Here is a 22,923-nt window from a genome sequence, read left to right on the forward strand (position 1 = left end):
AGAGAATGATTCAAGTTGTTATCTACGGCTTTGTTGGCGCTCTTGGTCTTATTACTGGTAGTATTTGCGGTTGCTTTTTCAAAATCAAAGAAAAGGCAATTGGAATTCTCATGGCTTTTGGCGCCGGCGCCTTAATTGCTGCCTTATCCTTTGGTCTCCTAGAGGAATCTTACAGGTTATCCGGGCTTTACCATACAATATGGGCCTTTGCTTTTGGGGGGTTATTATTTGTTTTAGGCGACCTATTGATTATTAAACTGGGAGGGCGAGGCCATAAACGACATTATAATGCTCAAGAAACAACCGGTTGGGCGATTGTTTTAGGAGCGGTTTTAGATGGAATCCCAGAATCTTTAGCCTTGGGTGTTGCTTTGCTGCTTGGTAAAAGCTTGGGTTTTGTGATAATGATTGCCATTTTCTTATCCAATTTCCCAGAAGGTATTTCTTCAGCTTATGACCTTACAAGAACTGGCCAGAAACGTACTAGAGTTCTTCTAACCTGGGTTTTAGTGGCTTTTGTGGGATTTATTTTTGTGATCTTGGGGTATATGGTCTTTGGGCACATTTCTCAAACCGTTTTGGGCGTTACTGAAGCCATAGCCGCTGGAGCGCTTCTGGCTATGGTTTCCTCGACGATGATTCCTGAGTCCTTTAGAGAGAGTGGATTTTCTGCTTCACTGGTTACCATGTTTGGTTTCTTGGTCATCTTTTTCTTATCAAAAATTGCCTTGTGACTTCCCAGATACGGCCGAGTGTATTAGGAAGGCGCTTTGTTCACGGAAGTACAAAAAACGGGTTGGGCTATAGCGTGGTGTCCAGTCCATGATGCATGATTGCACCTCTCAGCGTTTTATGGGAAGGTTCCAATCGTTAGTTGGCCATAGCAACCAGACACCTTCTTGAGAGTTCTTTCAGGGTGCCTCAGATGTTCGTCAATAATTAGCCTGATTTTTTGGGCTGATGCTGACATTTTTGATACTATGGTTGCGTGAGCACAAGTAGTTCTGAGGCTTCGAGACTTCACCGCAGGGCGCTCCTGTTGTCTTACTTCACAGTTGGCTACAATGTACTTGAGGGCGTAGTATCTATTTTTGCCGGGTCGCTGGCCGGTAGTATAGCCTTGGTCGGTTTTGGTCTCGATAGCTTTGGCGAATCCCTTTCGGGCGGTGTCATGATTTGGAGGTTTAGAAAGCACAAAGGCATGTCAGAGGCAGAGAAACAACAAGTTGAGAGGAAAGCAACCAGGCTGGTTGCCTATACTTTCTTCATACTTGGTGCCTATATCTTGTATGAATCGGCTAAGAAGCTGTACCTTAAGGAAATCCCGTTGCCCAGCTTGCTTGGGATTATCATTGCCATTATCTCGGTAATATTGATGCCAATCTTGTTTTACTGGAAATATCAAACCGGCAAGTTACTGAACAGCAGGAGCCTGATAGCAGATTCCAAAGAAACGCTTGCCTGCTTTTTTCTGTCACTGGCTTTGCTTCTAGGGCTGAGTCTAAATTATATGTTCGGCTTGTGGCAGGCAGACCCAATCATAGGCTTAATAGTTGTAGCCTTTCTCATAAGAGAAGGTTATGAGACGCTTAAGGGTGAAGAGTAGCTCTGGCTAGTGATAAGCCAATTATTCTTTCACGAACCCATAGACTATTAAGAATAGTGCTAGGTAATAGGTGACCATGACAAAGTAGTCGACCGCCGGCACCGGCATCATGAATTTATTGATGGCCAGAATCGAATCGGAAACGATAAAAGATATGGCTCCATAAAGTGTGAAGTCGTTCTTTGAAGCCCGTAATGATGCAAAGATGCCCATCAAAGTTATAGCTGTCATATATATGTAGACGGGTATTGCCATCTCTTTGAGGTAGGGTGTCAGGACAAAAGCCATCATCTTAGCATAGACGATGAGGAGAACGACGAAAGGGATCTGAGATTTTTGAGCCTTTAAATCTCTGGAAAAAGTTACTATGAACAGTATGTGGGCGATGAGGAATAATCCCAGGCCAATAACGAAGTACTTTCCTGCTGCTAGTTCTAGGGCTATATCGGCAGCAGCGCAGAACAGGAGAGACGCAAACAGCAGCTTGCCTCTCGAGCCGGAAACTGCTATGAATGCCAGCACAGCCAGGCTTATTGCCGGTATGGCTTTGATGACGAAATTACCGGCGTAAGGTTCTAGCGGTAGGAGACCGATGAAAAGGATAGCGAATGCGAGGAAGATATAGAGCAAGGTCTTTTGCGCAGCGGTCATTTTATTCACCCCCAGATATTAAGGTTGTCTGCATATGTCCTATTATAATCCATTTGTCAATGGCTGGTTTCTATGTTGACAAAGGTTATAATCGGGTATTAGCATATTATTTTAATGCTAATGAATAGCCTGGAGGCAAGCTATGGATATTAAGTTACTGTCGTTATATTTTGTGCTTGGTGGAACGATTGTGAGTTTGGTGACTTATTTTGGGGCTCAGGGGAAGGGGCTGCTTTCTGCTTTCATAGCCTTTTTCCCCAGCATAACCATCGTAACCCTGTTCAGTATATATTTCGCCAGCGGTGTCGGTGCCACGGTTTCCTATTTCAAGGGCATGCTGTTTTTGATACCAGCCTGGGTTCTTTATGCTGTCGCCATGATATTTATCCTGCCTCGGTGGGGGATTATACCTTCTGTTATCATCGGTGTATTCCTTTATGTGGCCGTTGCCTTGGTAACCATGCGGTTTGCCCATTAGTTGCTGTGGCAAAGTAGAACAGGAGAATCTAATTATGGATACGGGGCTTAAAGAAAAATTCAGTATGCTGTGGCAAAAGTACTTTAATGGTGCCGAATTTCCTATTACCTTCTATTATGCTGCTGAAGAAGGGCGTGCCGAGCTGGTTAAGCCTACTTCGGGGCATAGGTGTGTAATCGGCGACCTGTCAAAGGTGAGGAAAGGAAGCTCTTTTTGCTACAATGCGGATTCAGTCGGTTGCTTTGGTGGAAAAAGGTATATCGGATTTAGTCAAAAAATTATGCCTGACTTTGAATATTTCCTTTCCTGTGGAATTCAGGGCAAACTTGAAGGGGAACGCTATAAGAAATCGCCGGAGCTTGTTAAGGAGGGGTTCAAATATGCACCTGCGTTTAAAGCCCCGGCTCGTTTCATAGTCTTCAAGAGGTGGGACAAGCTTGAAAGTTCGGATAATCCGGAAGTTGTCACCTTCTTCGCCCAGCCAGACGTTGTGGCAGGTCTGTTTACGCTGGCGAATTTTGACGAAGCCGAGCCGAATGGGGTATTTGCCCCGTTCTGCGCCGGCTGTGGCTCGATTGTCCAGTATCCTTATCTCGAAGGGAAATCCAGGCGCCCCAGAGGCGTTATCGGCATGTTCGATGTCTCGGCGCGGCCGTTTGCACCCAAAGAGGCGCTCACCTTTTCGGTGCCGATAAATAAGTTTACCCGGATGGTTGCTAATATGGAGGAGAGTTTTCTTATCACCGGCTCGTGGAAGAAGGTGCAGAAGAGGATAGGTTCTGTTGCTCGGTGAGCAAAGGATTATTTCGTAATAGTATAGGCATATGTTAGAGGTTCGAAATCTAACCAAAATATACGGTCTTGGCGAGGTGGAGGTTAGGGCGTTGGATAGTGTGTCTTTCACTGTGGCGACTGGAGACATGGTCTGCATTATGGGCAAGAGCGGTTCAGGGAAATCCACATTGCTCAGGCAGTTAGGGCTGCTTGACAGGCCTACTTCAGGGCAAATAATTCTTGATAATGAAGCTGTAACCGAGCTGTCAGATGACGCTAGAGCCACGCTGCGCCTCCAGCATTTGGGCTACGTTTTCCAGGAATATGCGCTGCTTGCGGAGCTGACCGCTCATGAAAATGTCTATTTACCTGGCATGATGCTCGGAGAAAAGGGAGTTGGCTTCAAGGAAAGGGCTAGAGAGCTGCTTGAGCTGGTTGGCTTGGGGCGCAGGATACGTCATTATCCTAAGGAATTGTCTGGTGGTGAACAGCAGAGGGTGGCCATTGCTCGTGCATTGATAAACAATCCCAGGATTATCTTTGCCGATGAGCCCTGTGCTAATCTGGACACTATATCCAGTAAGAAGGTGATGGAAACATTGGTCAGTCTTAATCAGGAGATGAAGGTTACTGTTATTTTTGTTTCTCATGACCCCGACGATAAAAGATATGCCCGAGGTTTAATCGTGCTCAGCGATGGCAAAATGGTGAAAAAAGGTAGTCCAATACAATGACCAGGTCATTGAGAGTGGCGATATTCCTGGCCTTAAAGTCGATTGTTAAGGGGAATGTCGGCGTCATTATATTAACAATTTTCATGTTAATCCTGGTGACCATGAATCTTCTCTTTGTCCCGGGGCTGATCAGTGGGGCAACCGTGAGCATGAATGCTATACTGATAAAGACCTATTCGGGAGATATTATTATCGAGCCTGAGGGTGATGATAATGTCATAAGCCACGCTGATGACCTTATAGCCAGCATTGAATCTGTAGACGGTGTTGTAGCTGCCAGTGCCAGGAATAACATAAATGCCTACATCACTTTTGAAGATGAGCGGGTCAGTTGCGTTGTCACCGGGATTGAGCCAGCGCGGGAAAAAGCGGTTTTTGAGGTCGCGGAGTGTTTGATTGAGGGCAGATATCTTGATTCTCGCGACCGTGGGCAAATACTCCTGGGCGTTCAGCTAGCCGGTGCCGACCTTGAGGATATTGAGTTGTATTCCAGTTCATTGCGTCATGTGCACGCTGGTGACAAAGTGGTGGTAACTTATAGCAACGGCCCTGAGAAACAGTATACGGCTAAAGGTATATTTGATACGGGATTTATTCAAACTGACATGCAGGCTTTTGTGACCGAGCTGGAATTCAATTCAGTAATGCCGAATATGAATAACAAGGCCAGCAGCATACGAGTCAAGCTAGAAGATGGCGCTGACCCTGAGATAGTAATTGAACGAATAGCCAGTCTAAGAGATGGCCTTGATTTCCAGACATGGGATGAGACTGCTGGGCTTGTGGAGAGCATGACTGATAGCTTTACTCTGATAAATCAGATACTAAACGTAGTCAACTACCTGGTAGCTGGAATTACAGTCTTCATAGTCACCTATGTTGATGTAATCAACAGGCGGCGCCAGATAGGTATACAGCGTGCCATAGGCATTAAATCTAATTCCATTACCATCTCCTATTTAATCCGGGCGCTGTTCTATGCGGTGGTCGGGTTAATTATTGGTATTCTGGCATTCAAGTACCTGATAATCCCCATAGAAGCCCGGCATCCCTTTGAGTTTCCCTTTGGTCCCGCCTATCTCACCACCAGGACTGCTTACACCGCGCGCATGGCTTTCATTCTGCTGGTCGTGTCGCTCGCAGCTGCGTTTATACCAGTGTGGCGGGTAATGAGGATAAAAATTTTGGACGCTATCTGGGGATGAATTGAATGACATTCTCTGCATTTCAGTGAGGTAGTCGGGATGTTCGATATCTTAGCATGGCCACTTCCTCCCGGAAATGTACTGACATTAGCATCGGATGCGTGTATAATTCAATTAGGCCAATATTAGAAAGATGTTTGGTGAATAGCCAATGGCAAGCAAAGGCACGGAGAAAGAGCTCAAAAGATTAACAGCGATCATAGAGCTACACCATAGTATCGGCGCTAATTTAGAGTTGGAGCAGATCTGTCGTATATCGGTAAGAGAGCTTGCAGATGCACTGGGTTGCGATGGGTGTGCCATCATGTTGATTGAGGGCGATGAGGTCAAAATCATGGCAGAAAAAGGCTTTGCCCAAACGTTTGGAGAGATGACATTTAGCGTTGACATGCCGGCCATAAGACATATATTAAATACGAAAGAAGATATCTTTACTGGAGATGTCACCAATAGTCCTGCTGCGAGCTGTGTCCCTCATGGATGTGCTATGAATTCTCTGATTTGCGCTCCTATTATGGTAGATGACGAAGTGAAGGGAATTATTCATTTAGATTCCTCGGAGAAGAATGCTTTTGATAGAGCGGATTTGGAATTTGCCCAACTTTTAGCTAAAGAGATTTCTATAGCCATGGAGAGGTCCTTTCTGTATTCTGAGGTCCGCGATAGTTCAATAAGTGATGGGCTAACTGGTTGCTTTAATCGCAGGAAATTTGATGTGGACATCGCTGTTGAGATTGCCACCGCTAAAAGATATAAAAAGCCACTATCGTTCTTCATGGTAGATGTAGATTGGTTCAAGAAGTACAATGATTTTCACGGGCACCCGAAGGGTGATGCGGTGCTAAACAAATTGGTGAATGTGTTGACATGCCATGTACGATCATCCGACAAAATATACAGGTATGGTGGGGAGGAATTTGCAATTCTGCTTCCGGATACTAACAAGGAGGAGGCTTCATTAATTGCAATTAGGGTGCAGGAAGCAATCGGGCAAGAGCAATTTGAGGGAGAGAAGGAAAGTCAACCCGATGGAAAGGTAACAGTCAGTATTGGCGTTGCCACCTTTCCGGTAGATGCTGATAATAAAGACGGACTGATAACGGCTGCCGACTCGGCGCTTTACAAAGCGAAACAGTCCGGTAGAAATCGGGTTTGCGCTTTTTAGTGACCAGTAATGATAATTAGAATTATGTACGCAATCTGGGGATAAACTCTTAGCCGTTTCGTTATTGCAGAAGCGTTGCAGGATATAAGGGATTAGGGCTTCAAATATTCGAGCACACAAAATAGCGATTTGTTACCGCCTACCTCAGCGGTAAAGTGGGCAGCTGTTAACTGCTTGGCCGTAGGTTCGAATACTACCTCGGGAGCTACCTACCATTAGAATCTTAGTCTAGACCCTCCAATAAGCCTCAACACCATTACTCTTGCTGGTGATATAATATACGCAGGGGTAGTTATGATAAGTGAGCTAAAAGCAGCACTCGACATAGTAGATAGCATACTTCAGAAAGCGAAGGCGAGTGCCGTCGAGAGGAACCGAGACAGAGTCCTAGTTGCGATTTACAGGCTTGGCGACAATGGCCATAAGTCAGTAACCCCAGAGCAATTAGAGACCCAAGGAGGGTTCTCGAAATCGCAGGTGCTGAAGGCCATTGAAGAGGCTGAGGAAAAGGACTGGATAATTGACGTATCCAGTTTCAGTGGGACGGCTTGGTTGCTTAAGCCAAAAGCCATCTACCACATTGAGGGACTACTGAAGCGCTAGAATAAACTGCAGGTTCGAACCACACCGAGTCCTTCATTAAATAATTTGCGATGAACCAAAACAAGAATCAGAATAAAGAGCATCCAATTCGCCCTGATAAATGTATCAACAAGATTAGGGCTTCATGGCATCAAGTCAATTTGCCTCCAGAACCAAATGATTTGTTTAAGATGCTATCCTCTGCTTTTGGATGCTTTGCAGTCGCATTATTTCTGCTTGCACTATTCACTGCAGAACCCTCAAATAATAGCCTCTTGTTATGGCTGTCAGGTTTTTCCTTACTCCTCTCAATTTTCCTTTTTGTAGCTGTGTTCATAAGTAGACACCACCAAAAGTTTTATATATTTACCAAATTATTGGATAAGTACTTTGTAGCCTTCTGGATTTTTATGTTCATTCCTGTAGCTGCCCTAGGCAAAATAATAGATATACTTAATAATATGTCTAAAACTCCGGCACTTGGGCCATACCTACCTGTAATTAATGCAATCTTGATAATCTGTGGCATATTTTTCGTGGTGTATTTTGTAGCGGGAATATGGTTATCTTTCCGATTGCCAAGGGACCAAGTAACTAAAAGACCGATACCACGCTCACTCGAAATAGCATTTCTAGTATCAATTGTCATATGGGGAGTTATGATTATAAGCAATAAGTGGCCTACCCAATTTCCAACAGCGCCATATGGATATATAATTTTGCTGATTCCCGTCCTAACATCGCTATCCATATATATGAAAAAGACTAGTAGAAAGCGGACAACAGCAACTTTGGCTCTAGCATTCGTAGTACTCACCATCATATCGGTGGTTATAATTTGGTTATTACATGCAAATCCTGGTTGGCTCTGGTTCTGTTTTGGTTTACTCACAATTGCAATTGTCTTAATGGGGATTCGTATGAAAAGACTAGAAACCATGAATAAAACTACGTAAATAGAGACTTTTTAATTCGTTCTTATTAACTAATAGTAATACAGGTTCGGGCCATCAGAAGCCTACTAAGTAGCTGAGCCTCGTATAAATGAAGAGTAGACATATCACTAGATTTGGCTCACCTTTATCTCGTACTGGGGCACTCTACTGTGTGTCCGACCAACAAGGCCTAATTCAAATGGACATAGACATGAAACTTACACAGCTACATGCAAAAGGCGTGCTTATTACTTCAGATGTCAAATCTCAAGTTAAAATTGACGTAAAACAGAAAAGTACAGAATACCATGATAAAGTAAACCAGTTAGGTATCCCAGACAAACTTAAAGATTTTTTCTTAATAAAAAGGAAAAGGGATGCTGAACATTGTTCCCGAGACATTGTAGTGTCAGAATATGATTTGTTCTTATTAATACATAATTGCTCTCAGGTTCACTTTACACACCGTTCCAAGTTTAGACAACATATTCCTGCTCATTTAAGAGTATCACAGACTGATAGAGAGCAAATGAAATTAGGAAGTCCAAAGAAATTTCTGACAAAGACTAGGTCGGGTCTGTTGGAACGGAGATATATCCATGTACACTTATTTGAATGCGGCTCAGATTGGCATTGCTTTTATTTCAGCCATCAAGACATTGAACCATCAGGTGCCAACCACTGGAGATACGGTTGCCATTTACACTATGTAAGCCATCTATGGCCAAAATTAAGGAAGAAGTGGGTCTGGAATCAGTTCAATAAACGCTTCACAGAAATATCCGGCAGCCTCCATATAAGATTTGAGCCTTTTGAGTTTCCCCACCCAGACGAAGCTAAAGAAAGTAACCTAATTAATGGAAGTACGCTACCGCCATGGGCGGTTGCCTTTGACCCTAATCTAGCTTGCGGGTGCGGTGCAATTGCATTACCTGTAGCCCAAGTAGCAACTAGAGGATTGTGGGTAATTAAAGTATCCCCACCGTACAAATCAAATCAATAAGATAGCCGCGGCATTTCTTGCCGCGGCACCCTATAGACCTTCTGGTAGATAATCTTGTGCCAACCTGCTTAACAATAGCCTGAGGGATGAGGTCAGCCATCAACAGCTGAGCCAATGTTCGAGAATCAATAGCATCGGTCTTTACTTTGGCTGAGGCGATAGCTTTCACCTTGAGCGGATGAGCAAGAATTATCTCTTCCACAAGGTCTTTGGCTAGCTCATATGTCTTGGACCAATTCCAACATGACTCTATTACCATCTTGGTGTCAGCCTTATCCCCTATGAATTCTCTAAATTCCTCCTCGATATGAGCCAACCTCTTTGCCTTCACCTCTCCGGTTTCTGTGTTAATTAGAGTTGCGTGATCGTATTGCTTGTGACAGTCTAAACCTATATACTTCATTTGGCACCTCCTTGTGATGTATTTGGGTTTTCCCAAGCCTAAACTTTACACCATAGACTGGGGAGGTGCATTATTCTTTCATGTTACCTGAATTGTTACCTAGTTCGAGCTTCTGTGGCGGTATTGGAGGGCTTCGGCGAGGTGGTTGGCTTTGATGATTTCGGCTCTATCCAGGTCGGCTATTGTCCGAGCCAGCTTGAGGACGCGGTGAAAGGCACGGGCGGTGAGGTGGAGCTGTTTCATGGCTGTCCGTAGCAGGCTCTGGGCTGGGGGGTCTACACGGCAGGATTCCTTGACTTCTATGGGTGTCATCTCGGTATTGCACATAAGCTTTGTGCCTTCAAAACGTTTCTGCTGAATCTGCCTGGCGGCTTCAACTCTAGCTCGAACCTTCCCTGAACTTTCGCCTAAGGTTTCATCGGTAAGCTTTTCGTATTCAACTCGTGGAACTTCTATGAAGATGTCGATGCGGTCGAGAAGCGGCCCGCTTATTCTTTTCTGATAGCGGGATATCTCGCTCGAGGAGCATTTGCATTCTTTAACCGGGTCTCCATAATAGCCGCAGGGACAGGGGTTCATGGCGGCTACGAGCATGAAGTTTGCCGGAAAGGTGACACTGCCTTGAGCACGGCTGATGGTGACGACCTTGTCCTCTACAGGCTGGCGCAATGATTCCAGAGACATGTGGCTGAATTCAGGGAACTCATCGAGAAAGAGGACACCGCGGTGGCTTAAGCTTATCTCACCGGGTCTGGGCCAATGCCCGCCGCCAACCAGTCCGGCATGGGAGATTGTGTAATGGGGTGAACGGAAGGGACGTTGGTTTATAAGTGGTGTATCGCTTGAGAGAAGCCCGCTGACGCTATAGATTTTAGTCACCTCCAGAGCTTCGGCTAAGGTCATCATCGGCATTATAGAAGGCAGGGCGCGGGCGAGCATGGTCTTGCCACTGCCCGGCGGCCCGGACATGAGGATATTATGACCACCAGTTGCAGCTACTTCTATGGCACGTTTGGCATGTTCCTGGCCTTTTATATGGGCTAAGTCAACATGGGAAAAGTCGGTGGTGATGTCTCTCCAGTCTTTATCCGGTTGATATTGGGGGATTGATATCTCACCTCGAAGATGGCTGACCAGTTGGGCTAGCGATGTAGATGGGATGACCTTAATGCCGTCCAGCATGGAGGCTTCATTGGCATCATCAGCAGGAACAAAGACATCTGACAAGCCTTTATCCCGGGCTATAGCTACCATGGGCAGGATGCCGTGGGTGTGGCGTAAGCTGCCATCTAAAGAAAGCTCACCGAGGAAAAGCGTTTTTGTTACCTCGGCATATACTTGTTCTGAGCTGAGCAGTATGCCGATAGCGATAGGCAAATCGTAGGCAGGGCCGGCTTTCTTAAGGTCAGCCGGTGCCAGGTTCACCGTAATTCGCCTGGTTGGGAAAATGCAGCCGGAGTTGCGGATAGCAGCACGGACTCGTTCTCTGGCTTCCTGTACGGCGGTATCCGGCAGGCCAACGACGGTAAAAGAGGGAAGCCCTGGAGAGATATCAACCTCTACTTCGACAATAGCTCCTTCCAGCCCGACTACGGCGCAGCTCATTACCTTAGCCAGCATATTCAACTCCTGAGATAGTTAAGGGGTGAAGGGCATATACATGTCATTTAATCACCCGTGACAGGGCTTTCGCCAGCCCGGGGACAGTCTCATATTTTTTGAGCTCTCTTGGTTTAATCCACGTAACCTCGGTATGTTCCCAATCGGTCTTGATTTTTTCCGGAGCCCTTACGTGAAAGAGGAATGGATGCACTATCCATTTTCGGTTCAGGCTTTTGTCGATGATTTCTAACGGCTTGCCCCTTTTTACCAGCTTCAGGTCTTTTTTATACAGCTCTGTTTCCTCGCTGATTTCGGTGAATGCCTGGTCATCGGCGTTTGTCTCGATGTAGCCGCTGACGCCTGCCCAGCTTCTGCGGTAGGTGCTAACCCGACCGCTCCGTCTCAAAATCAGGATTTTACCACCATGCTCAAGGAAGCAGGTGACTACGTGCTTTTCTTCTAGAGTGCTATCGGTTACTTCGCTGAGGCATTTTTGCAGATACTCTTTTAATAGGGTCAATGCCATTTCAGCAGCCTTTTGCTTATTTTGCTCGCGGCTGTCTGAAAAGTGATGCTCTTTAGCCAGGGCCGCGTCTTTGGCTGATAGACCAAGATAGAATAATCCTACGGGTTTCCCCGGCGTGGCACCGGTGGGCCCGGCAATGCCGGTATCGGAAATGCAGATATCTACTTTGAGAAGCTTCCTGCCACCTTCAGCCATCTCTATTGCTGTCTGGGGACTGACGGCGCCATGTTTTTTGATGGTCTGTTTTTTAACCTCAGCAATGTCTGTTTTGGCTTCATTGCTATAGGAAACGATTGAGCCTTTATAGTAGTCGGAGCTGCCCGGAACGTTGGTTATTTTATCGCTTATCCTGCCGCCGGTGGCTGATTCCACTGTGCCAATGGTCAGTAGTTTACCGGTTTTGGCCTGATATTCTTTGAGAAGCTGGGCGATCTCGTCTTGTAATGCTGTCATGTGCCTCCTTTTTCCGCCGATTATAAGGCTGGGCCAATTTTAACAGAAACTTAGATGTGTAAGCTAGGGGAGATAGTCCTGAGATTGCCATGCCTTCGGCTCGCGATGACCATGGGGGAAAGACTGCCATGGCGCGGAGACTCTCCAGCTTTCCTGATATAATTAGGGCTGTGGAGGATTTGTCAGATACAATAACTTTTCTCGGCACGGCTGGTGCCCGGTTTGTAGTAACCAAGCAGTTTCTGGCCTCAGGTGGTGCCTGGCTGAATTTTAGTGGCACTGAGATACTTCTTGACCCCGGTCCCGGCTGTCTTGTTCACAGCGTTAAAAGGAAACTCGGTGCTTCCAAGCTGAAGGCTATCATCCTGTCTCATAAACATTTAGACCATTCCGGCGACATCAATATTATGATTGAAGCTATGACCGAGGGTGGTTGGAAGCAGCGGGGTGTAGTATTCGCCCCATCGGATGCTCTTAATAATGATGCTGTAATTCTGCCGTACTTGCAAAATTATCCACAAAAGATAGATATTTTGTCTGAAGGCAGTTCCTATTCTATAGAGGATATCTCTTTTGAAACTCAGGTGAAACACAGACATCCTGTTGAGACCTATGGTTTTGTTTTCAGAACGCCGCGGCATACGCTTGCCTGGATTACCGACACCAGGTATTTCGATGGACTGTCCAGCTACTATCGGAGTGAGCTATTGGTTATAAATGTGGTCATGCTGGAGACTAAGGGTGGGATTGACCATTTGTCTATACCTGAAGCTAAGCAGATAATCTTGGAAGTGAAACCGAAAATTGCCGTACTCACCCATTTTGGCATGTCAATATGGCGGGCTAAACCCTGGGAATTGGCACAGAAGCTGAGCCAGGACACAGGTATTAAGGTTATTGCGGCTCGTGATGGCATGAGGTTTGATTTGGCGAAGTTGGAAGAGCTATAGAAGCGTGGTGGTTCGTTTTACCTGCAGTCGTTTAATCGCCTTTCTTCAGTCTGGGCAGGGAAATCAGCAGTCTGAACATTACATAAAGTACGAAGATGAGCAAGAGTATGCCTATTAGTAGGGCTAGAAAAAAGAACTCAAGCATGAAGATGGGCAGCATCAGGGTGGAGGAAATCCCTGAGAACTTTCTAGTTTTGATAAAGCTGCGGCGATTGTTTATCCAGACGAAGCCCTGGTTAAGGAGCTTCGGTGGAGTTGCTGGCACGGGAAGCCTTGGTTGGCTGTTAGGCTATTTCATTGGTAGTTAATTATAGCTTGAGGTAATGGCGAAGTCCATTTTGGGTAGTGATGCCTGAATATTATATCGGGACAAGCGGCTGGCATTATGAACACTGGCGGGGGTTTTTTTATCCTGATGAGCTAGCTAAGCCGAAGTGGCTGGACTTTTATGCTCGGTATTTTAATACTGTAGAACTCAATAACAGCTTCTATCGTTTGCCTTCGGAAAAAGCCTTTACCAATTGGCGGGAATCTTCATCCAGAGGTTTTGTTTTCGCCGCTAAAGTCAGTCGCTTCATCACACATATAAAAAGGCTAAAGAATGTGGAAGAGCCGATGCAGAATTTTTTGACACAAGCTGATTTCCTGCGAGATAAGCTTGGGCCGTTTCTATATCAGTTGCCTCCGGGTATGAAGCGTAATGATGAAACCTTGGAGACATTTCTGGCTATCTTACCTCGCCAGTATCGCCATGTCTTCGAGTTTCGCCACGAGTCATGGATTGATGATGGTGTTTTCAATATCCTAAAGGAATGCAATGCTGGCTTGTGTGTCTTCGATATGCCCGATTTCACCTGCCCAGTGGCAGCTACGGCTGATTTCGCCTATGTCCGTTTTCATGGTAGCACCGGCTTATATTGTAGCTGCTATAGCGATGAGGAACTTTCAGGTTGGGCAAAGAAAATCGCTGAGATGGGGAAAAATCTGAAGGCAGTTTATATTTATTTCAATAACGATGCAGGAGCTTATGCGGTGAGAAACGCCAAAACCTTAGCACGGTTATTAACTGAAATTTAACAGAGCATATAGTGGCGAGGCTTTAGCCTCGCCACTAACTCGATTCCGGGCGACCCTAAAAGGTCGCCGTTACATGTGTGGGATAAGTGGGTCGGCCCTGATTTCGTGACTATATTGGTGGGGTTATCGTTGGCTGCGGGCTATTTCTTGAAGGCTTTGCTTCTGATGGCGAAGAGTAGGAGCCCGACGCCAAGTACGCACCAGGTTATAGGGCAAGGTAATGGAAAGCCAGGGATTGGGTTGGGTATTTTGGCGACTATCAGTATCACGTCTACAAGCAACAGTGCGCTACCGATTATCAAAAGCCACCTTGATGCCTTTAACATGGTTCACCTCCTCTTGCCGTAATCATATTATAACTGACAGCACTTGTCTAGCCAGTGAACGTAATCACAGGTATTCCTTTATCTTTTCAGCAAGCTTGTTGGTTATTCCTGCCACCTTGGCAAGCTCATCCATCGATGCCTCTTTGATACCCCGCACTGAGCCGAATTTCCTAAGCAATATTTTTTTGCGCTTAGGGCCGATGCCCGGAATGCTATCCAGAGCTGAAGCTATTCCTTCTTTTTGCCGCAGTCTTTGATGGTAGCCTAAAGCGAAGCGATGGGCTTCATCTCTAATCCTTTGCAGCAGGTACAGCGCTGCGGAAGTATGCGGGATATCAAGTGGTTCGGGTTTACCGGGTATGAATACCTCCTCTTTTTCTTTAGCCAGGCTAGCAGCTGGAACAGAGTCCAACCCCAGTTTCTGCATCACTTCCAGGGCGGCATTGAGATGGCCTTTGCCGCCGTCGATGAGAACGAGGTCAGGTATTATTACCCACTTTTCTTCAGCAGTCAAACGGTGTTTAAATCGTCGTCTTAACACCTCCTGTATCATAGCGTAGTCGTCTATGCCTGCTACTGTCTTGATTCTGAAACGTCGGTAATGTGCCGGCTTGGGTAAGCCTTTATCGAACACAGCCATACTGCCGACCGCGAGATTGCCTCGGATATTGGAAATATCATAGCTCTCTATCCTCAGCGGAATTACGGGTAGGCCAAGTCTCTCCTTCAGCTCTTCCAGGACGAGGGCGGATTCGATGAGTGTTGATTGTTTGGCCTGGTATAAGGCTAATCCCTGACGCGCGTTTTCCACGACTATATCCATTAGCTGCCTCTTGGTTCCTTGACGTGGCACGTGCAATTTAACCGGTGCGCCTCTTTGATTTGCTAGCCATCTGGTGATAACCTCAGGCTCCTCAATGGGATACTGGAGCAGGATCAGTGGTGGTATTGAGGAAGCTGAAGCATAGTATTGTTTGATGAAGCTGGTCATTATCTGGCTCGGTTCTTCATCGCGGATGCCGTCTAGCAGAATATAGTCACGGCCGATGAGTTTGTTGCTGCGGATGAAGAAGATTTCTACGTAAGCTAAGTCCTTGGTCTGTGCCAGGGCAATGGCATCTTGGTCACCTCTTACAGCAATAGCAATCCTCTGTCCTTCAATAACCCTTTTTATGGCTTGGATTTGGTCACGGAGTAGGACTGCTTTTTCGAACTGGAGTTGCTGCGAGGCCTTTTCCATTTTGTGTCTGAGGTCTCGAAGAACTAGCTCTTGCTTGCCTTCGAGAAACATGATGACTTGCTTTATTACTTCGTTGTAATCTTCCTTGCTTACAACACCGATGCAGGGCCCCAAGCAGCGATTGATGTGATACTCAAGGCAAGGCTTGGCATCTTTGCTCGTGATTGTCTTGTTGCAAGAGCGGAAGGGGAAGATTTTCTTAATTAATCTTAATGTCTGGCGTAAAGAGCTGGCGTTAGCGAATGGACCGAAATACCTGTCCCCGTTTTTGTGGAAACGACGAGTAATGTGGACACCCGGCCAATCATTTTTGAGGTCTATCTTAATGTAGGGAAAGGTTTTATCGTCTTTTAAGCGCACATTGTAGCTGGGGCGGTACTTCTTAATTAGGTTGCACTCCAGGATGAGGGCTTCCTGCTCCGAGTCGGTAACTATGGTCTCGAAGTCGCCTATCCCAGCTACTAGCCGCTCCGGCTTGGATGATAGATTAGTGCTGGGGCTGAAGTAAGCTCTCATCCTGTTGCGAAGGCTGGCTGCTTTGCCGACGTAAATGACTTTACCCTGGTTGTCTTTAAAAAGATAGACTCCAGGCTTTGCCGGCAGTGTTTTTAACTGATCCTTGATAGACATGGGAATTCTGCCACAATGTATTGTAGCATCGGATGGAAAAAGTTGACAAAAAGTTTTAAAAATTTTACACATATACGTAGCGTTGCTCGGTTTGTTGTGCTAGAATAAGCAGGGCGTTGTGAAATGGAAGAAGACATAAAGTCCTTCCTCGATTACTTAGCCAGCGAGAAAAAATATTCCAAAAACACTTTGGCAGCTTATAATAACGATTTGAATCAGCTAGCCAACTATGTGAAATCGGAGGGCTCATCGGCTGGATTTGACCTTTCGGAGCCTAGATTTAACGCTGAACTTTTGCCAGGTTATCTGCAAAGTCTGAGGGGAAGAAGGTACACGCCATCTACAGTAGCCCGCAAGATAGCTGCAGCTAAATCCTTCTTCAAGTTTATGGTGGATAGAGGCAGGCTGAGAAGCGATTTGGCACCGAATCTGGCTTCACCTAAGGTGGGCAAACCACTACCTAAGCCCTTACCTGTTTCCGAAGTCCGTCGGCTGTTATCGGAACCAGCAAAGCTTTCCACCGTCGACGCAAAGAGAGATAAAGCAATGCTGGAGGTGCTTTACGCTACTGGCTTAAGAGCCAGTGAACTGATGGCGCTAAACACACGAGATATTGACCTGAAGAAGAATACTGTGCGGTGCTCGGGTTCTAGGGCTCGAGTTATTCCTATTGACCCACCTGTAGCACGGCTTATTAAAGAATATGTTGATGCCGTTCGTCCTGATTTATTGAATGATGAAAAGGAAGTCGCTTTGTTTCTTAATCGCCGTGGCGAACGGCTTACCCGGCAAGGATTCTGGCAGATTGTTCAGGGGTATGCCGATAGGGTTGGGCTTAGTGGTAAGGTCACGCCTCGCAGTCTGCGGCATAGCTTTGCTGCCCATAAGCTTAAGAGTGGTGCCGACTTGCAATCTGTACAGGAGCTTATGGGACATGCTCATATTTCTACTACCAGGGTTTATACTCAGGTGGAGGTTCGTCCTTAATCTGCGGCGAAGCATAACGCTAGATTTTTTGGAGTAAGATTATGGGTAAAAAATCGCGACGGAAAGCTAAATATCGAGCAGGTGGCAAGTTCGCACACAGAGTCCCGGTTGAACGTGTTTATCCGCCTAAACCAACGCTAGAATCTAAAGCAGTAGTGCCTTCGGTTGAACCATCTGTCCCTTCAGTTCAAGCAAAACGCTATCAATACATATTACCTGAGTTGCGGCACATCGGTATAATTTCCGGTGCTCTATTTCTTATCCTTATTATATTAACCTTTATTCTCCGTTGAAGTCTAAAGGTAGTAATTGTGTGGGTTTAGAGGCAGCTAGAGCCAGACTGTTCGATTGCCTCAAGCAAGAGATCCGCGATAGACGTGTGCTTTCAGCTATGGCACGCGTGCCCCGCGAACTCTTTGTATCACCTGACTATTATCATGCAGCTTATGAAGACATGCCTTTGGGTATTGGCTTTGGACAGACTATTTCTCAGCCTTTTATTGTGGCTTTGATGACCCATGCTTTGGGACTCAAAGGCGATGAAAAGGTGTTGGAGTTAGGAACTGGAAGCGGCTATCAGACAGCAATATTAGCTGAACTGGCGAAATGGGTAGTCAGCATAGAACGTATTCCTCAATTAGCTGAATCGGCCAGGCGTGTTCTGAACCAGCTCGGTTATACTAACTTTGAGATTCACACGGCTGGTACGGCTTTGGGCTGGCCAGCAGTAGCACCCTATGATGCCATAATAGTTACTGCTGGTGCTCCCCATGTCCCTGACGCATTGCTTGGACAACTAGCTTTAGGGGGGCGACTGGTCATTCCCGTAGGTTCGAGGTGGGAGCAGGACTTGCTCAAAGTTACCAGAAGAAAAAGGAAAAATCTAGTTAAAAGTCTGGGTGGCTGTCGCTTTGTACCTCTTGTAGGTAAAGGCGCTTGGGAAGAATGAGGGCTCGCAGGCGTGCCTATATGATCTCGTAATTAAGAACCTTTCCCTGCTGGGCGTTGATTTCTATTCTAAACCGGTATTTATTTGCTGATTTAGGACCAGTAAAGCGGCTGAGTGAGCTTCGAGACCGTATGGTGAGGTCACCGCACAAATGATATATGTGGCTGTCATCTGTGGCTATGAGCTGGCAGCCACTGAAACTGATTTTAGATTCATAGCATTTGGAAAGCAGAAACTTTTCAGCGATTTGCTGTGCTTCAACTTCAGTCAATAATATTTTATCCTCAGTCATTTTGGTACCACTTCACCATTTTCAATGCCAAGATTCATATCCCTGCCCTTGGTATAAAGATAGGACCTACGCCTGATTTAGCTACCAGGGAGCCTACCGGGCAGACGTTAACACAGGCCAGGCATGAGGTACAGCCTGCCTCGGCTAAGGTCATGCCTGAGAAGGTACAGACGACAGTTTCGATACCTCTGTAGGCGAAATCGAGTATGCCTGAGCCTTGCTCGTGACATACCCAAACACATTTGCCACATAGGATGCATTTATTGGGGTCATAAGTAAACAGGGTATGGCTTGAATCTATAGGTAAATTTTGAGGTATGCGCCTAAACCGCTTAGTCTTCAGTTTCAGGCTAAGTCGAGAGGCCGTATTCTGCAGCTCGCACTTTCGGTTCTTGGCACAATTGGCGCAGTCAAGGTGATGATGACTGAGAAGAAGCTCAAAGGCGGTGTTCCTCAGCCTTTTGACTTTGGGGGTGTTCAGGTGCACTACCATGCCATCGCTGGCTGGCTCAGTGCAGGCAGTAATCGGGGCACTTCTGCCTTCGATTTCCACAAAGCAAAGACGGCAGGACGCAAAAGGCGTAATGGCTTCCCTTATGGCGCATAGATTAGGTATATAAAGTCCGTTATCCAGGGCCACCCAGAGGATTTTAGTTCCTTCTTTAGCCTTGATCTCAATACCGTCAATGGTTAAAGTAAACAGCTTTTTGCTACTCCTGTTTAGACTTTATAAAATCATTTTCTAAAAGGTCGGCTAGGCCTTTGATGTTGTCCAAGGAAAACTGTGTGGCCTTGGTTTCCAGTGGCTCGTCAGTGGCTATAGCTATGAGGTTGTTAATGTGGCCGAGTGGTGGACCGACTGCCTTGCGGTGAATCTCCAGCTTAGGTGTGTTGCTCTGCTTGAAGCCTTCGGCGAGGATAATATCATAATCTTCGCCGAAGAGACTGGCTATCTCGTTTAGGTCAGGCTCTTCAGTAACTGGTTTGATTAGCACAATCTGGTCCGGTGAAACGATGGCTGTAGCGTCACTGCCAGCTTGAATGTGACGCCAGCTATCTTTACTTGGTTTATCAAAACTTAGCCTATGTGCGGAGTGCTTGATAGTGGCTACACGATAGCCTCTTGACTTTAGCTCCGAAATCAGCGTTTCAATAAGCGTGGTCTTTCCTGATTTCGATTCACCTACAATTGCTACTATGGGAGGCATAAATTCAACTGCCGTGGAAGTGGAGGCAGAGACCTTTGACTTCAACATTTCCTGTAGGCCTTTTTCCATGGCTCCTTTCTAATGGTTATATAGTCCTGAATTGCTGCTTTGACTGCATTGGTAGCTAACAGAGCACAGTGGTGATTGCCTTCAGGTAGTCCTCCCAAAGCTTTCAGGATGTCGTCTTGATTTATAGCCAACGCCTGTGATACGTCTTCCCCTTTGATTATTTCCGTGGCCATGCTGCCACAGGCGGCGGTTGTGCTGCAGCCATCTGTCCAAAAAGTGACATCTGTTATCTTGCCATTTTTTGCCTTAAGCCGTATCTCCATGGTCTCTCCGCAAGAACTGGTTGCGGAACCAAAACCATCAGGATTTGGGATTCTGCCTGCGTTTCTAGGGTTCATGGCATGGTCAATGGCCGTTTCGGTATATACTTTCTTCATCGCTTCCATTATTTGTTTTTCTAGCTCATCGAATTCATCAGTCATATTCAGTCTCCTAGATGTTCTAAGTTTGTTTTGCCTTAATTGGTAGTGCTTGGATGAAGTTCTGGCTAAGGACATCTAATATTTCTGAGCTGTAACGCTCGATTTTACCCTGGTCGCAAAGCTTAGCCAGTTCAGGGTCAACAGGTATTTGGGCTAAAAGGGGTGCACCTGCTGCCTCTGCCATTTCCTGGCTTCGGCTTTTACCGAACAGCTCCAGCCTTTTCCCGCTGTCAGGCAGGGTGAAATAGCTCATGTTCTCTACAACTCCAAGTATGGGAATATTCATCTGTTTTGCCATTCTTACTGCTTTCTTCACCACCATTGCTGCCAACTCCTGAGGACTGAATACTATGACTGCCCCGGATACTGGAAGGGTTTGCATTACAGTCAGAGGAGCATCGGCAGTGCCTGGCGGCAGGTCTACTATAAGATAATCCAGTTTACCCCAGAGCACTTCTTCCCAGAATTGTTGAATGACCTTACTTATAATAGGCCCGCGCCATATTACTGCATCATCCTCGTGTTCCAAGAGAAGATTGATAGACATAATACTGATGCCCAGTTTTGACAAAACTGGCAAAATGCCTGTTTCGCTGCTGCTGGGCCGAACACCGCTGAGGCCAAATATCTTTGGCATGCTGGGGCCGGTGATGTCCGCATCGAGGATGCCGACCTCGTTCCCCTGGCGGGCGATGGCAATACTGAGAAGGGCTGCCACCAGTGACTTGCCTACGCCACCTTTGCCGCTCATGACGGCAATCACATAGCTGACATCGTTGATATCTTTGGGTGGGGCCTGGACGAAATTTACATTTGCTTGACTTACACCCGGCAGTTGCCCGATAGTGTCACTGACTTTGGATTTCAGCCAGTCTTGAGTACTTGGGTTCAGGGCTGCAGAGGCGAGGGTTATGTCGACTTTCTGGTCAGAAATAGCGATTTCATGGATTAAATTTAATTTTACCGGGCTGCGCATGGCACCCTGTATCAGTATTTCCTCCAGGCTTTCTCTTACTTGTTGCTCATTCACCATTAATTTCGCTCCTATGTCTTTCGCCTTTGGCGTCTTGATCTTGCCATCTCCTAAGTTTACTAATTTTGGGCGTCAGATTCAAAGGCTGTTGATCTTTTGCTCGAGTATATAAAAGAGCAGGCCCCCTTTGTTGGAGGCCTACGATGGTTTGCTTTTGGCGATTTGTGGGCATAGAGTATTATCTTGTTATCTCTTTTATAAGTTTGCCATCAACCGATATGACCTGAATGTTAAAAGGCATTTGGCCGATAGCGTGTGTTGAGCAGGAGAGGCAGGGGTCGTAGCAGCGAATAGCTACCTCAACTCGGTTGAGTATGCCTTCGGTGATCTTGTTATTCTTTATGTGCGTTTTGGCTACCTGATAGACTGCCATGTTCATAGCGGCGTTATTATTACCCGTGGCTACTATGAGGTTTGCTTTGCGAATTTTGCCAGTATCGTCTACCCAGTAGTGATGGAATAGGGTGCCCCTCGGGGCTTCAATGACACCAACGCCCTGCTCGTTGTATTTATCTGAAGTAACTATCAGGTCAGTTGAGCATATATCCTTGTCCTCTAGTAGCTGGTGGGCTCTTTCGATGGCATAAAGCAGTTCTATGAGGCGGGCATAATGATAGTATAATGAACCTTCTACTATGCCGTTGTTGCCCAGTTTCTTAAAGTTCTTAAGTTCGGCATTGGCTAGCGGAGTAGATATTCCCTCACTAACGTTGAGTCGGCCAAGCGGCCCTGTCCGGTAAATACCCTTGGGATAGCCCACCTTCTTGTAGAAGGGGAACTTAAGATAAGACCAATCCTCTACATGCTCACTGATGATATCAAGGTAATTGGAGGGGTTGAACTGGCTTTCAAGAACTTTTCCCTTTCGGTCGATTAGCCTCAATTTGCCGTCATAGAACTCCAGATTGTTGTTTTCATCCACCAGCCCGAGGTAACCTGTGGGAAAACTGGCGCAGGTGCAGACAAAGTCTTTGTCTTTTTCGTAATAGCCCTTAATTATGCCTATTGCAGTCTGAGCATCGGCAATAGCCCAGCCTATCTGTTTTAGGAAGTGGTCTCGGTCAGCGGTGGATAGAGCAGTATTCATGCCGCCAGGCACGGCACCTATGGGGTGAACCTTTTTGCCGCCCAAACTCTTGATGATTGCTTGTCCGAAGCTGCGGAGCTTTACTCCCTTGGTGGCAAGCTCTGGATTTGCGGCAATCAAACCGATTACATTCCTCTTTGCCGGGTCAGCATCCATACCGAGAAGCAAGTCCGGGCTGGCCAGGTGGAAGAAATGAAGAGCGTGGGACTGGATATATTGCCCCATGTGCATCAGCTCGCGTAGCAATTTAGCCGGGCGGGTTAGCTCAACTCCTAAAATCGCATCGCAGGCTTTAGCTGCGGTCAGATGGTGGCTTACCGGGCAGATGCCGCAGATTCTGGGCGTGATTACTGGCATCTCCCAGAAAACCCTACCCTCACAAAATTTTTCGAAGCCTCGAAACTGTGTTACATTGAACTTGGCATCAGTAACATTGCCTGCCTCGTCTAGCTGGATAGTTACTTTGCCATGTCCTTCAATTCGGCTAACCGGGTTTATTTCAATAGTTTTTTTAACTTTAGAAACCATGTCTTCAC

General features: G+C 46.3%; 28 protein-coding genes, 1 tRNA gene and 1 pseudogene. 15 read left to right on the forward strand and 15 right to left on the reverse strand.

The window, feature by feature from the left end:
* Positions 1-5: 5 nt before the first annotated feature.
* The gene (locus tag FJ023_00990; protein MBM4445913.1) at positions 6-734 is read left to right on the forward strand and encodes a ZIP family zinc transporter; all 729 of its coding nucleotides are present in this window, start codon (positions 6-8) and stop codon (positions 732-734) included.
* 254 nt (positions 735-988) lie between these two features.
* Entirely contained in the window at positions 989-1,606 is a 618-nt protein-coding gene (locus FJ023_00995; GenBank protein ID MBM4445914.1) for a hypothetical protein, read from the forward strand.
* A 21-nt stretch (positions 1,607-1,627) separates the two neighbouring features.
* Here the strand turns inward: FJ023_00995 and FJ023_01000 are convergent, their stop codons facing one another.
* Positions 1,628-2,257: a lysoplasmalogenase gene (locus FJ023_01000; GenBank protein ID MBM4445915.1), complete on the reverse strand. Its 630-nt coding sequence runs from the start codon at positions 2,255-2,257 to the stop codon at positions 1,628-1,630.
* A 142-nt stretch (positions 2,258-2,399) separates the two neighbouring features.
* On the opposite strand from FJ023_01000, the gene FJ023_01005 reads away from it, so the two are divergent.
* The 7 genes from FJ023_01005 (at position 2,400) to FJ023_01035 (ending at position 7,216) form a co-directional block, all read left to right on the forward strand.
* Positions 2,400-2,735 carry a DUF3147 domain-containing protein gene (locus FJ023_01005; GenBank protein MBM4445916.1) on the forward strand — a complete coding sequence of 112 codons (336 nt, stop codon included), beginning with the start codon at positions 2,400-2,402 and terminating at the stop codon, positions 2,733-2,735.
* Positions 2,736-2,769: 34 nt separating this feature from the next.
* A complete protein-coding gene (locus FJ023_01010) occupies positions 2,770-3,528 on the forward strand; it encodes a hypothetical protein (protein ID MBM4445917.1) in 759 nt (252 codons plus the stop codon).
* A gap of 31 nt (positions 3,529-3,559) precedes the next feature.
* Positions 3,560-4,243 (forward strand): ABC transporter ATP-binding protein, encoded by a 684-nt coding sequence (locus FJ023_01015; GenBank protein MBM4445918.1) that lies wholly within the window; start codon positions 3,560-3,562, stop codon positions 4,241-4,243.
* Positions 4,240-5,448, forward strand: coding sequence for an ABC transporter permease (locus FJ023_01020; protein MBM4445919.1), 1,209 nt, complete (start codon positions 4,240-4,242; stop codon positions 5,446-5,448). Before FJ023_01015 ends, FJ023_01020 begins: the two co-directional genes overlap by 4 nt.
* A gap of 151 nt (positions 5,449-5,599) precedes the next feature.
* On the forward strand, positions 5,600-6,613 hold the full coding sequence (locus tag FJ023_01025; protein MBM4445920.1) for a sensor domain-containing diguanylate cyclase: 1,014 nt from the start codon (positions 5,600-5,602) through the stop codon (positions 6,611-6,613).
* Between the two features lie 133 nt (positions 6,614-6,746).
* A tRNA-Asn gene (locus FJ023_01030) sits at positions 6,747-6,821 on the forward strand.
* A gap of 86 nt (positions 6,822-6,907) precedes the next feature.
* Positions 6,908-7,216 carry a hypothetical protein gene (locus tag FJ023_01035; protein ID MBM4445921.1) on the forward strand — a complete coding sequence of 103 codons (309 nt, stop codon included), beginning with the start codon at positions 6,908-6,910 and terminating at the stop codon, positions 7,214-7,216.
* 130 nt (positions 7,217-7,346) lie between these two features.
* Here the strand turns inward: FJ023_01035 and FJ023_01040 are convergent, their stop codons facing one another.
* Both FJ023_01040 and FJ023_01045 read right to left on the reverse strand, forming a co-directional pair.
* The gene (locus FJ023_01040; protein MBM4445922.1) at positions 7,347-7,532 is read right to left on the reverse strand and encodes a hypothetical protein; all 186 of its coding nucleotides are present in this window, start codon (positions 7,530-7,532) and stop codon (positions 7,347-7,349) included.
* 21 nt (positions 7,533-7,553) lie between these two features.
* Positions 7,554-8,135: a hypothetical protein gene (locus FJ023_01045; protein ID MBM4445923.1), complete on the reverse strand. Its 582-nt coding sequence runs from the start codon at positions 8,133-8,135 to the stop codon at positions 7,554-7,556.
* 194 nt (positions 8,136-8,329) lie between these two features.
* Here FJ023_01045 and FJ023_01050 point away from each other — a divergent pair, with 194 nt between their 5' ends.
* A complete protein-coding gene (locus tag FJ023_01050) occupies positions 8,330-9,133 on the forward strand; it encodes a hypothetical protein (protein MBM4445924.1) in 804 nt (267 codons plus the stop codon).
* Here FJ023_01050 and FJ023_01055 read toward each other — a convergent pair.
* The 3 genes and pseudogenes from FJ023_01055 to FJ023_01065 all read right to left on the reverse strand — a co-directional run bounded on the left by FJ023_01055 (position 9,099) and on the right by FJ023_01065 (position 12,117).
* The gene (locus tag FJ023_01055; GenBank protein MBM4445925.1) at positions 9,099-9,536 is read right to left on the reverse strand and encodes an IS110 family transposase; all 438 of its coding nucleotides are present in this window, start codon (positions 9,534-9,536) and stop codon (positions 9,099-9,101) included. The two genes, FJ023_01050 and FJ023_01055, sit on opposite strands and share 35 nt — an antisense overlap.
* A gap of 99 nt (positions 9,537-9,635) precedes the next feature.
* Positions 9,636-11,156: a YifB family Mg chelatase-like AAA ATPase gene (locus FJ023_01060; GenBank protein MBM4445926.1), complete on the reverse strand. Its 1,521-nt coding sequence runs from the start codon at positions 11,154-11,156 to the stop codon at positions 9,636-9,638.
* Between the two features lie 475 nt (positions 11,157-11,631).
* A pseudogene (locus tag FJ023_01065) lies at positions 11,632-12,117 on the reverse strand (CinA family protein).
* 161 nt (positions 12,118-12,278) lie between these two features.
* Here FJ023_01065 and FJ023_01070 point away from each other — a divergent pair.
* A complete protein-coding gene (locus FJ023_01070) occupies positions 12,279-13,067 on the forward strand; it encodes an MBL fold metallo-hydrolase (GenBank protein MBM4445927.1) in 789 nt (262 codons plus the stop codon).
* A 31-nt stretch (positions 13,068-13,098) separates the two neighbouring features.
* Here the strand turns inward: FJ023_01070 and FJ023_01075 are convergent, their stop codons facing one another.
* A complete protein-coding gene (locus FJ023_01075) occupies positions 13,099-13,332 on the reverse strand; it encodes a hypothetical protein (GenBank protein MBM4445928.1) in 234 nt (77 codons plus the stop codon).
* Positions 13,333-13,415: 83 nt separating this feature from the next.
* On the opposite strand from FJ023_01075, the gene FJ023_01080 reads away from it, so the two are divergent.
* Positions 13,416-14,144, forward strand: a complete 729-nt coding sequence (locus FJ023_01080) for a DUF72 domain-containing protein (protein ID MBM4445929.1) — start codon at positions 13,416-13,418, stop codon at positions 14,142-14,144.
* Between the two features lie 140 nt (positions 14,145-14,284).
* Here the strand turns inward: FJ023_01080 and FJ023_01085 are convergent, their stop codons facing one another.
* Both FJ023_01085 and uvrC read right to left on the reverse strand, forming a co-directional pair.
* The gene (locus tag FJ023_01085) at positions 14,285-14,470 is read right to left on the reverse strand and encodes a hypothetical protein (protein ID MBM4445930.1); all 186 of its coding nucleotides are present in this window, start codon (positions 14,468-14,470) and stop codon (positions 14,285-14,287) included.
* A 64-nt stretch (positions 14,471-14,534) separates the two neighbouring features.
* The gene (uvrC, locus tag FJ023_01090; GenBank protein MBM4445931.1) at positions 14,535-16,346 is read right to left on the reverse strand and encodes an excinuclease ABC subunit UvrC; all 1,812 of its coding nucleotides are present in this window, start codon (positions 16,344-16,346) and stop codon (positions 14,535-14,537) included.
* 117 nt (positions 16,347-16,463) lie between these two features.
* Here uvrC and FJ023_01095 point away from each other — a divergent pair, with 117 nt between their 5' ends.
* From FJ023_01095 to FJ023_01105, 3 genes are read left to right on the forward strand one after another with little or no spacing between them, the layout of a single operon-like run.
* Positions 16,464-17,327, forward strand: coding sequence for a tyrosine recombinase XerD (locus tag FJ023_01095; protein ID MBM4445932.1), 864 nt, complete (start codon positions 16,464-16,466; stop codon positions 17,325-17,327).
* A gap of 41 nt (positions 17,328-17,368) precedes the next feature.
* On the forward strand, positions 17,369-17,620 hold the full coding sequence (locus FJ023_01100; protein MBM4445933.1) for a hypothetical protein: 252 nt from the start codon (positions 17,369-17,371) through the stop codon (positions 17,618-17,620).
* A gap of 20 nt (positions 17,621-17,640) precedes the next feature.
* A complete protein-coding gene (locus tag FJ023_01105) occupies positions 17,641-18,276 on the forward strand; it encodes a protein-L-isoaspartate(D-aspartate) O-methyltransferase (protein MBM4445934.1) in 636 nt (211 codons plus the stop codon).
* 16 nt (positions 18,277-18,292) lie between these two features.
* On the opposite strand, the gene FJ023_01110 is transcribed toward FJ023_01105, so the two are convergent.
* From FJ023_01110 to FJ023_01135, 6 genes are all read right to left on the reverse strand, one after another.
* Positions 18,293-18,568, reverse strand: coding sequence for a hypothetical protein (locus FJ023_01110; protein MBM4445935.1), 276 nt, complete (start codon positions 18,566-18,568; stop codon positions 18,293-18,295).
* Between the two features lie 34 nt (positions 18,569-18,602).
* Positions 18,603-19,271 carry a ferredoxin gene (locus tag FJ023_01115; GenBank protein ID MBM4445936.1) on the reverse strand — a complete coding sequence of 223 codons (669 nt, stop codon included), beginning with the start codon at positions 19,269-19,271 and terminating at the stop codon, positions 18,603-18,605.
* Between the two features lie 7 nt (positions 19,272-19,278).
* Positions 19,279-19,845 (reverse strand): molybdopterin-guanine dinucleotide biosynthesis protein B, encoded by a 567-nt coding sequence (gene mobB, locus FJ023_01120; GenBank protein MBM4445937.1) that lies wholly within the window; start codon positions 19,843-19,845, stop codon positions 19,279-19,281.
* Positions 19,818-20,267: an iron-sulfur cluster assembly scaffold protein gene (locus tag FJ023_01125; protein ID MBM4445938.1), complete on the reverse strand. Its 450-nt coding sequence runs from the start codon at positions 20,265-20,267 to the stop codon at positions 19,818-19,820. Before FJ023_01125 ends, mobB begins: the two co-directional genes overlap by 28 nt.
* Before the next feature lie 19 nt (positions 20,268-20,286).
* Positions 20,287-21,300 carry an Mrp/NBP35 family ATP-binding protein gene (locus FJ023_01130; protein ID MBM4445939.1) on the reverse strand — a complete coding sequence of 338 codons (1,014 nt, stop codon included), beginning with the start codon at positions 21,298-21,300 and terminating at the stop codon, positions 20,287-20,289.
* Between the two features lie 178 nt (positions 21,301-21,478).
* Positions 21,479-22,915, reverse strand: a complete 1,437-nt coding sequence (locus tag FJ023_01135) for a Ni/Fe hydrogenase subunit alpha (protein MBM4445940.1) — start codon at positions 22,913-22,915, stop codon at positions 21,479-21,481.
* Positions 22,916-22,923: the final 8 nt, after the last annotated feature.

It is taken from the genome of Chloroflexota bacterium (assembly GCA_016875875.1).
Lineage (GTDB): Bacteria > Chloroflexota > Dehalococcoidia > GIF9 > UBA5629 > 9FT-COMBO-48-23.

Coding starts and splice junctions, on each gene's coding strand:
- FJ023_01025 (MBM4445920.1), top strand. CDS start 5,600: ATGGCAAGCAAAGGCACGGAGAAAGAGCTCAAAAGATTAACAGCGATC.
- FJ023_01100 (MBM4445933.1), top strand. CDS start 17,369: ATGGGTAAAAAATCGCGACGGAAAGCTAAATATCGAGCAGGTGGCAAG.
- FJ023_01085 (MBM4445930.1), bottom strand. CDS start 14,470: ATGTTAAAGGCATCAAGGTGGCTTTTGATAATCGGTAGCGCACTGTTG.
- FJ023_01020 (MBM4445919.1), top strand. CDS start 4,240: ATGACCAGGTCATTGAGAGTGGCGATATTCCTGGCCTTAAAGTCGATT.
- FJ023_01010 (MBM4445917.1), top strand. CDS start 2,770: ATGGATACGGGGCTTAAAGAAAAATTCAGTATGCTGTGGCAAAAGTAC.
- FJ023_01015 (MBM4445918.1), top strand. CDS start 3,560: ATGTTAGAGGTTCGAAATCTAACCAAAATATACGGTCTTGGCGAGGTG.
- FJ023_01125 (MBM4445938.1), bottom strand. CDS start 20,267: ATGACTGATGAATTCGATGAGCTAGAAAAACAAATAATGGAAGCGATG.
- FJ023_00990 (MBM4445913.1), top strand. CDS start 6: ATGATTCAAGTTGTTATCTACGGCTTTGTTGGCGCTCTTGGTCTTATT.
- FJ023_01050 (MBM4445924.1), top strand. CDS start 8,330: ATGGACATAGACATGAAACTTACACAGCTACATGCAAAAGGCGTGCTT.
- FJ023_01095 (MBM4445932.1), top strand. CDS start 16,464: ATGGAAGAAGACATAAAGTCCTTCCTCGATTACTTAGCCAGCGAGAAA.
- FJ023_01035 (MBM4445921.1), top strand. CDS start 6,908: ATGATAAGTGAGCTAAAAGCAGCACTCGACATAGTAGATAGCATACTT.
- FJ023_01000 (MBM4445915.1), bottom strand. CDS start 2,257: ATGACCGCTGCGCAAAAGACCTTGCTCTATATCTTCCTCGCATTCGCT.
- FJ023_01110 (MBM4445935.1), bottom strand. CDS start 18,568: ATGACTGAGGATAAAATATTATTGACTGAAGTTGAAGCACAGCAAATC.
- FJ023_01055 (MBM4445925.1), bottom strand. CDS start 9,536: ATGAAGTATATAGGTTTAGACTGTCACAAGCAATACGATCACGCAACT.
- FJ023_01040 (MBM4445922.1), bottom strand. CDS start 7,532: ATGAACACAGCTACAAAAAGGAAAATTGAGAGGAGTAAGGAAAAACCT.
- FJ023_01130 (MBM4445939.1), bottom strand. CDS start 21,300: ATGGTGAATGAGCAACAAGTAAGAGAAAGCCTGGAGGAAATACTGATA.
- mobB (MBM4445937.1), bottom strand. CDS start 19,845: ATGGAAAAAGGCCTACAGGAAATGTTGAAGTCAAAGGTCTCTGCCTCC.
- FJ023_01045 (MBM4445923.1), bottom strand. CDS start 8,135: ATGGTTTCTAGTCTTTTCATACGAATCCCCATTAAGACAATTGCAATT.
- FJ023_01080 (MBM4445929.1), top strand. CDS start 13,416: ATGCCTGAATATTATATCGGGACAAGCGGCTGGCATTATGAACACTGG.
- FJ023_01060 (MBM4445926.1), bottom strand. CDS start 11,156: ATGCTGGCTAAGGTAATGAGCTGCGCCGTAGTCGGGCTGGAAGGAGCT.
- FJ023_01135 (MBM4445940.1), bottom strand. CDS start 22,915: ATGGTTTCTAAAGTTAAAAAAACTATTGAAATAAACCCGGTTAGCCGA.
- FJ023_01005 (MBM4445916.1), top strand. CDS start 2,400: ATGGATATTAAGTTACTGTCGTTATATTTTGTGCTTGGTGGAACGATT.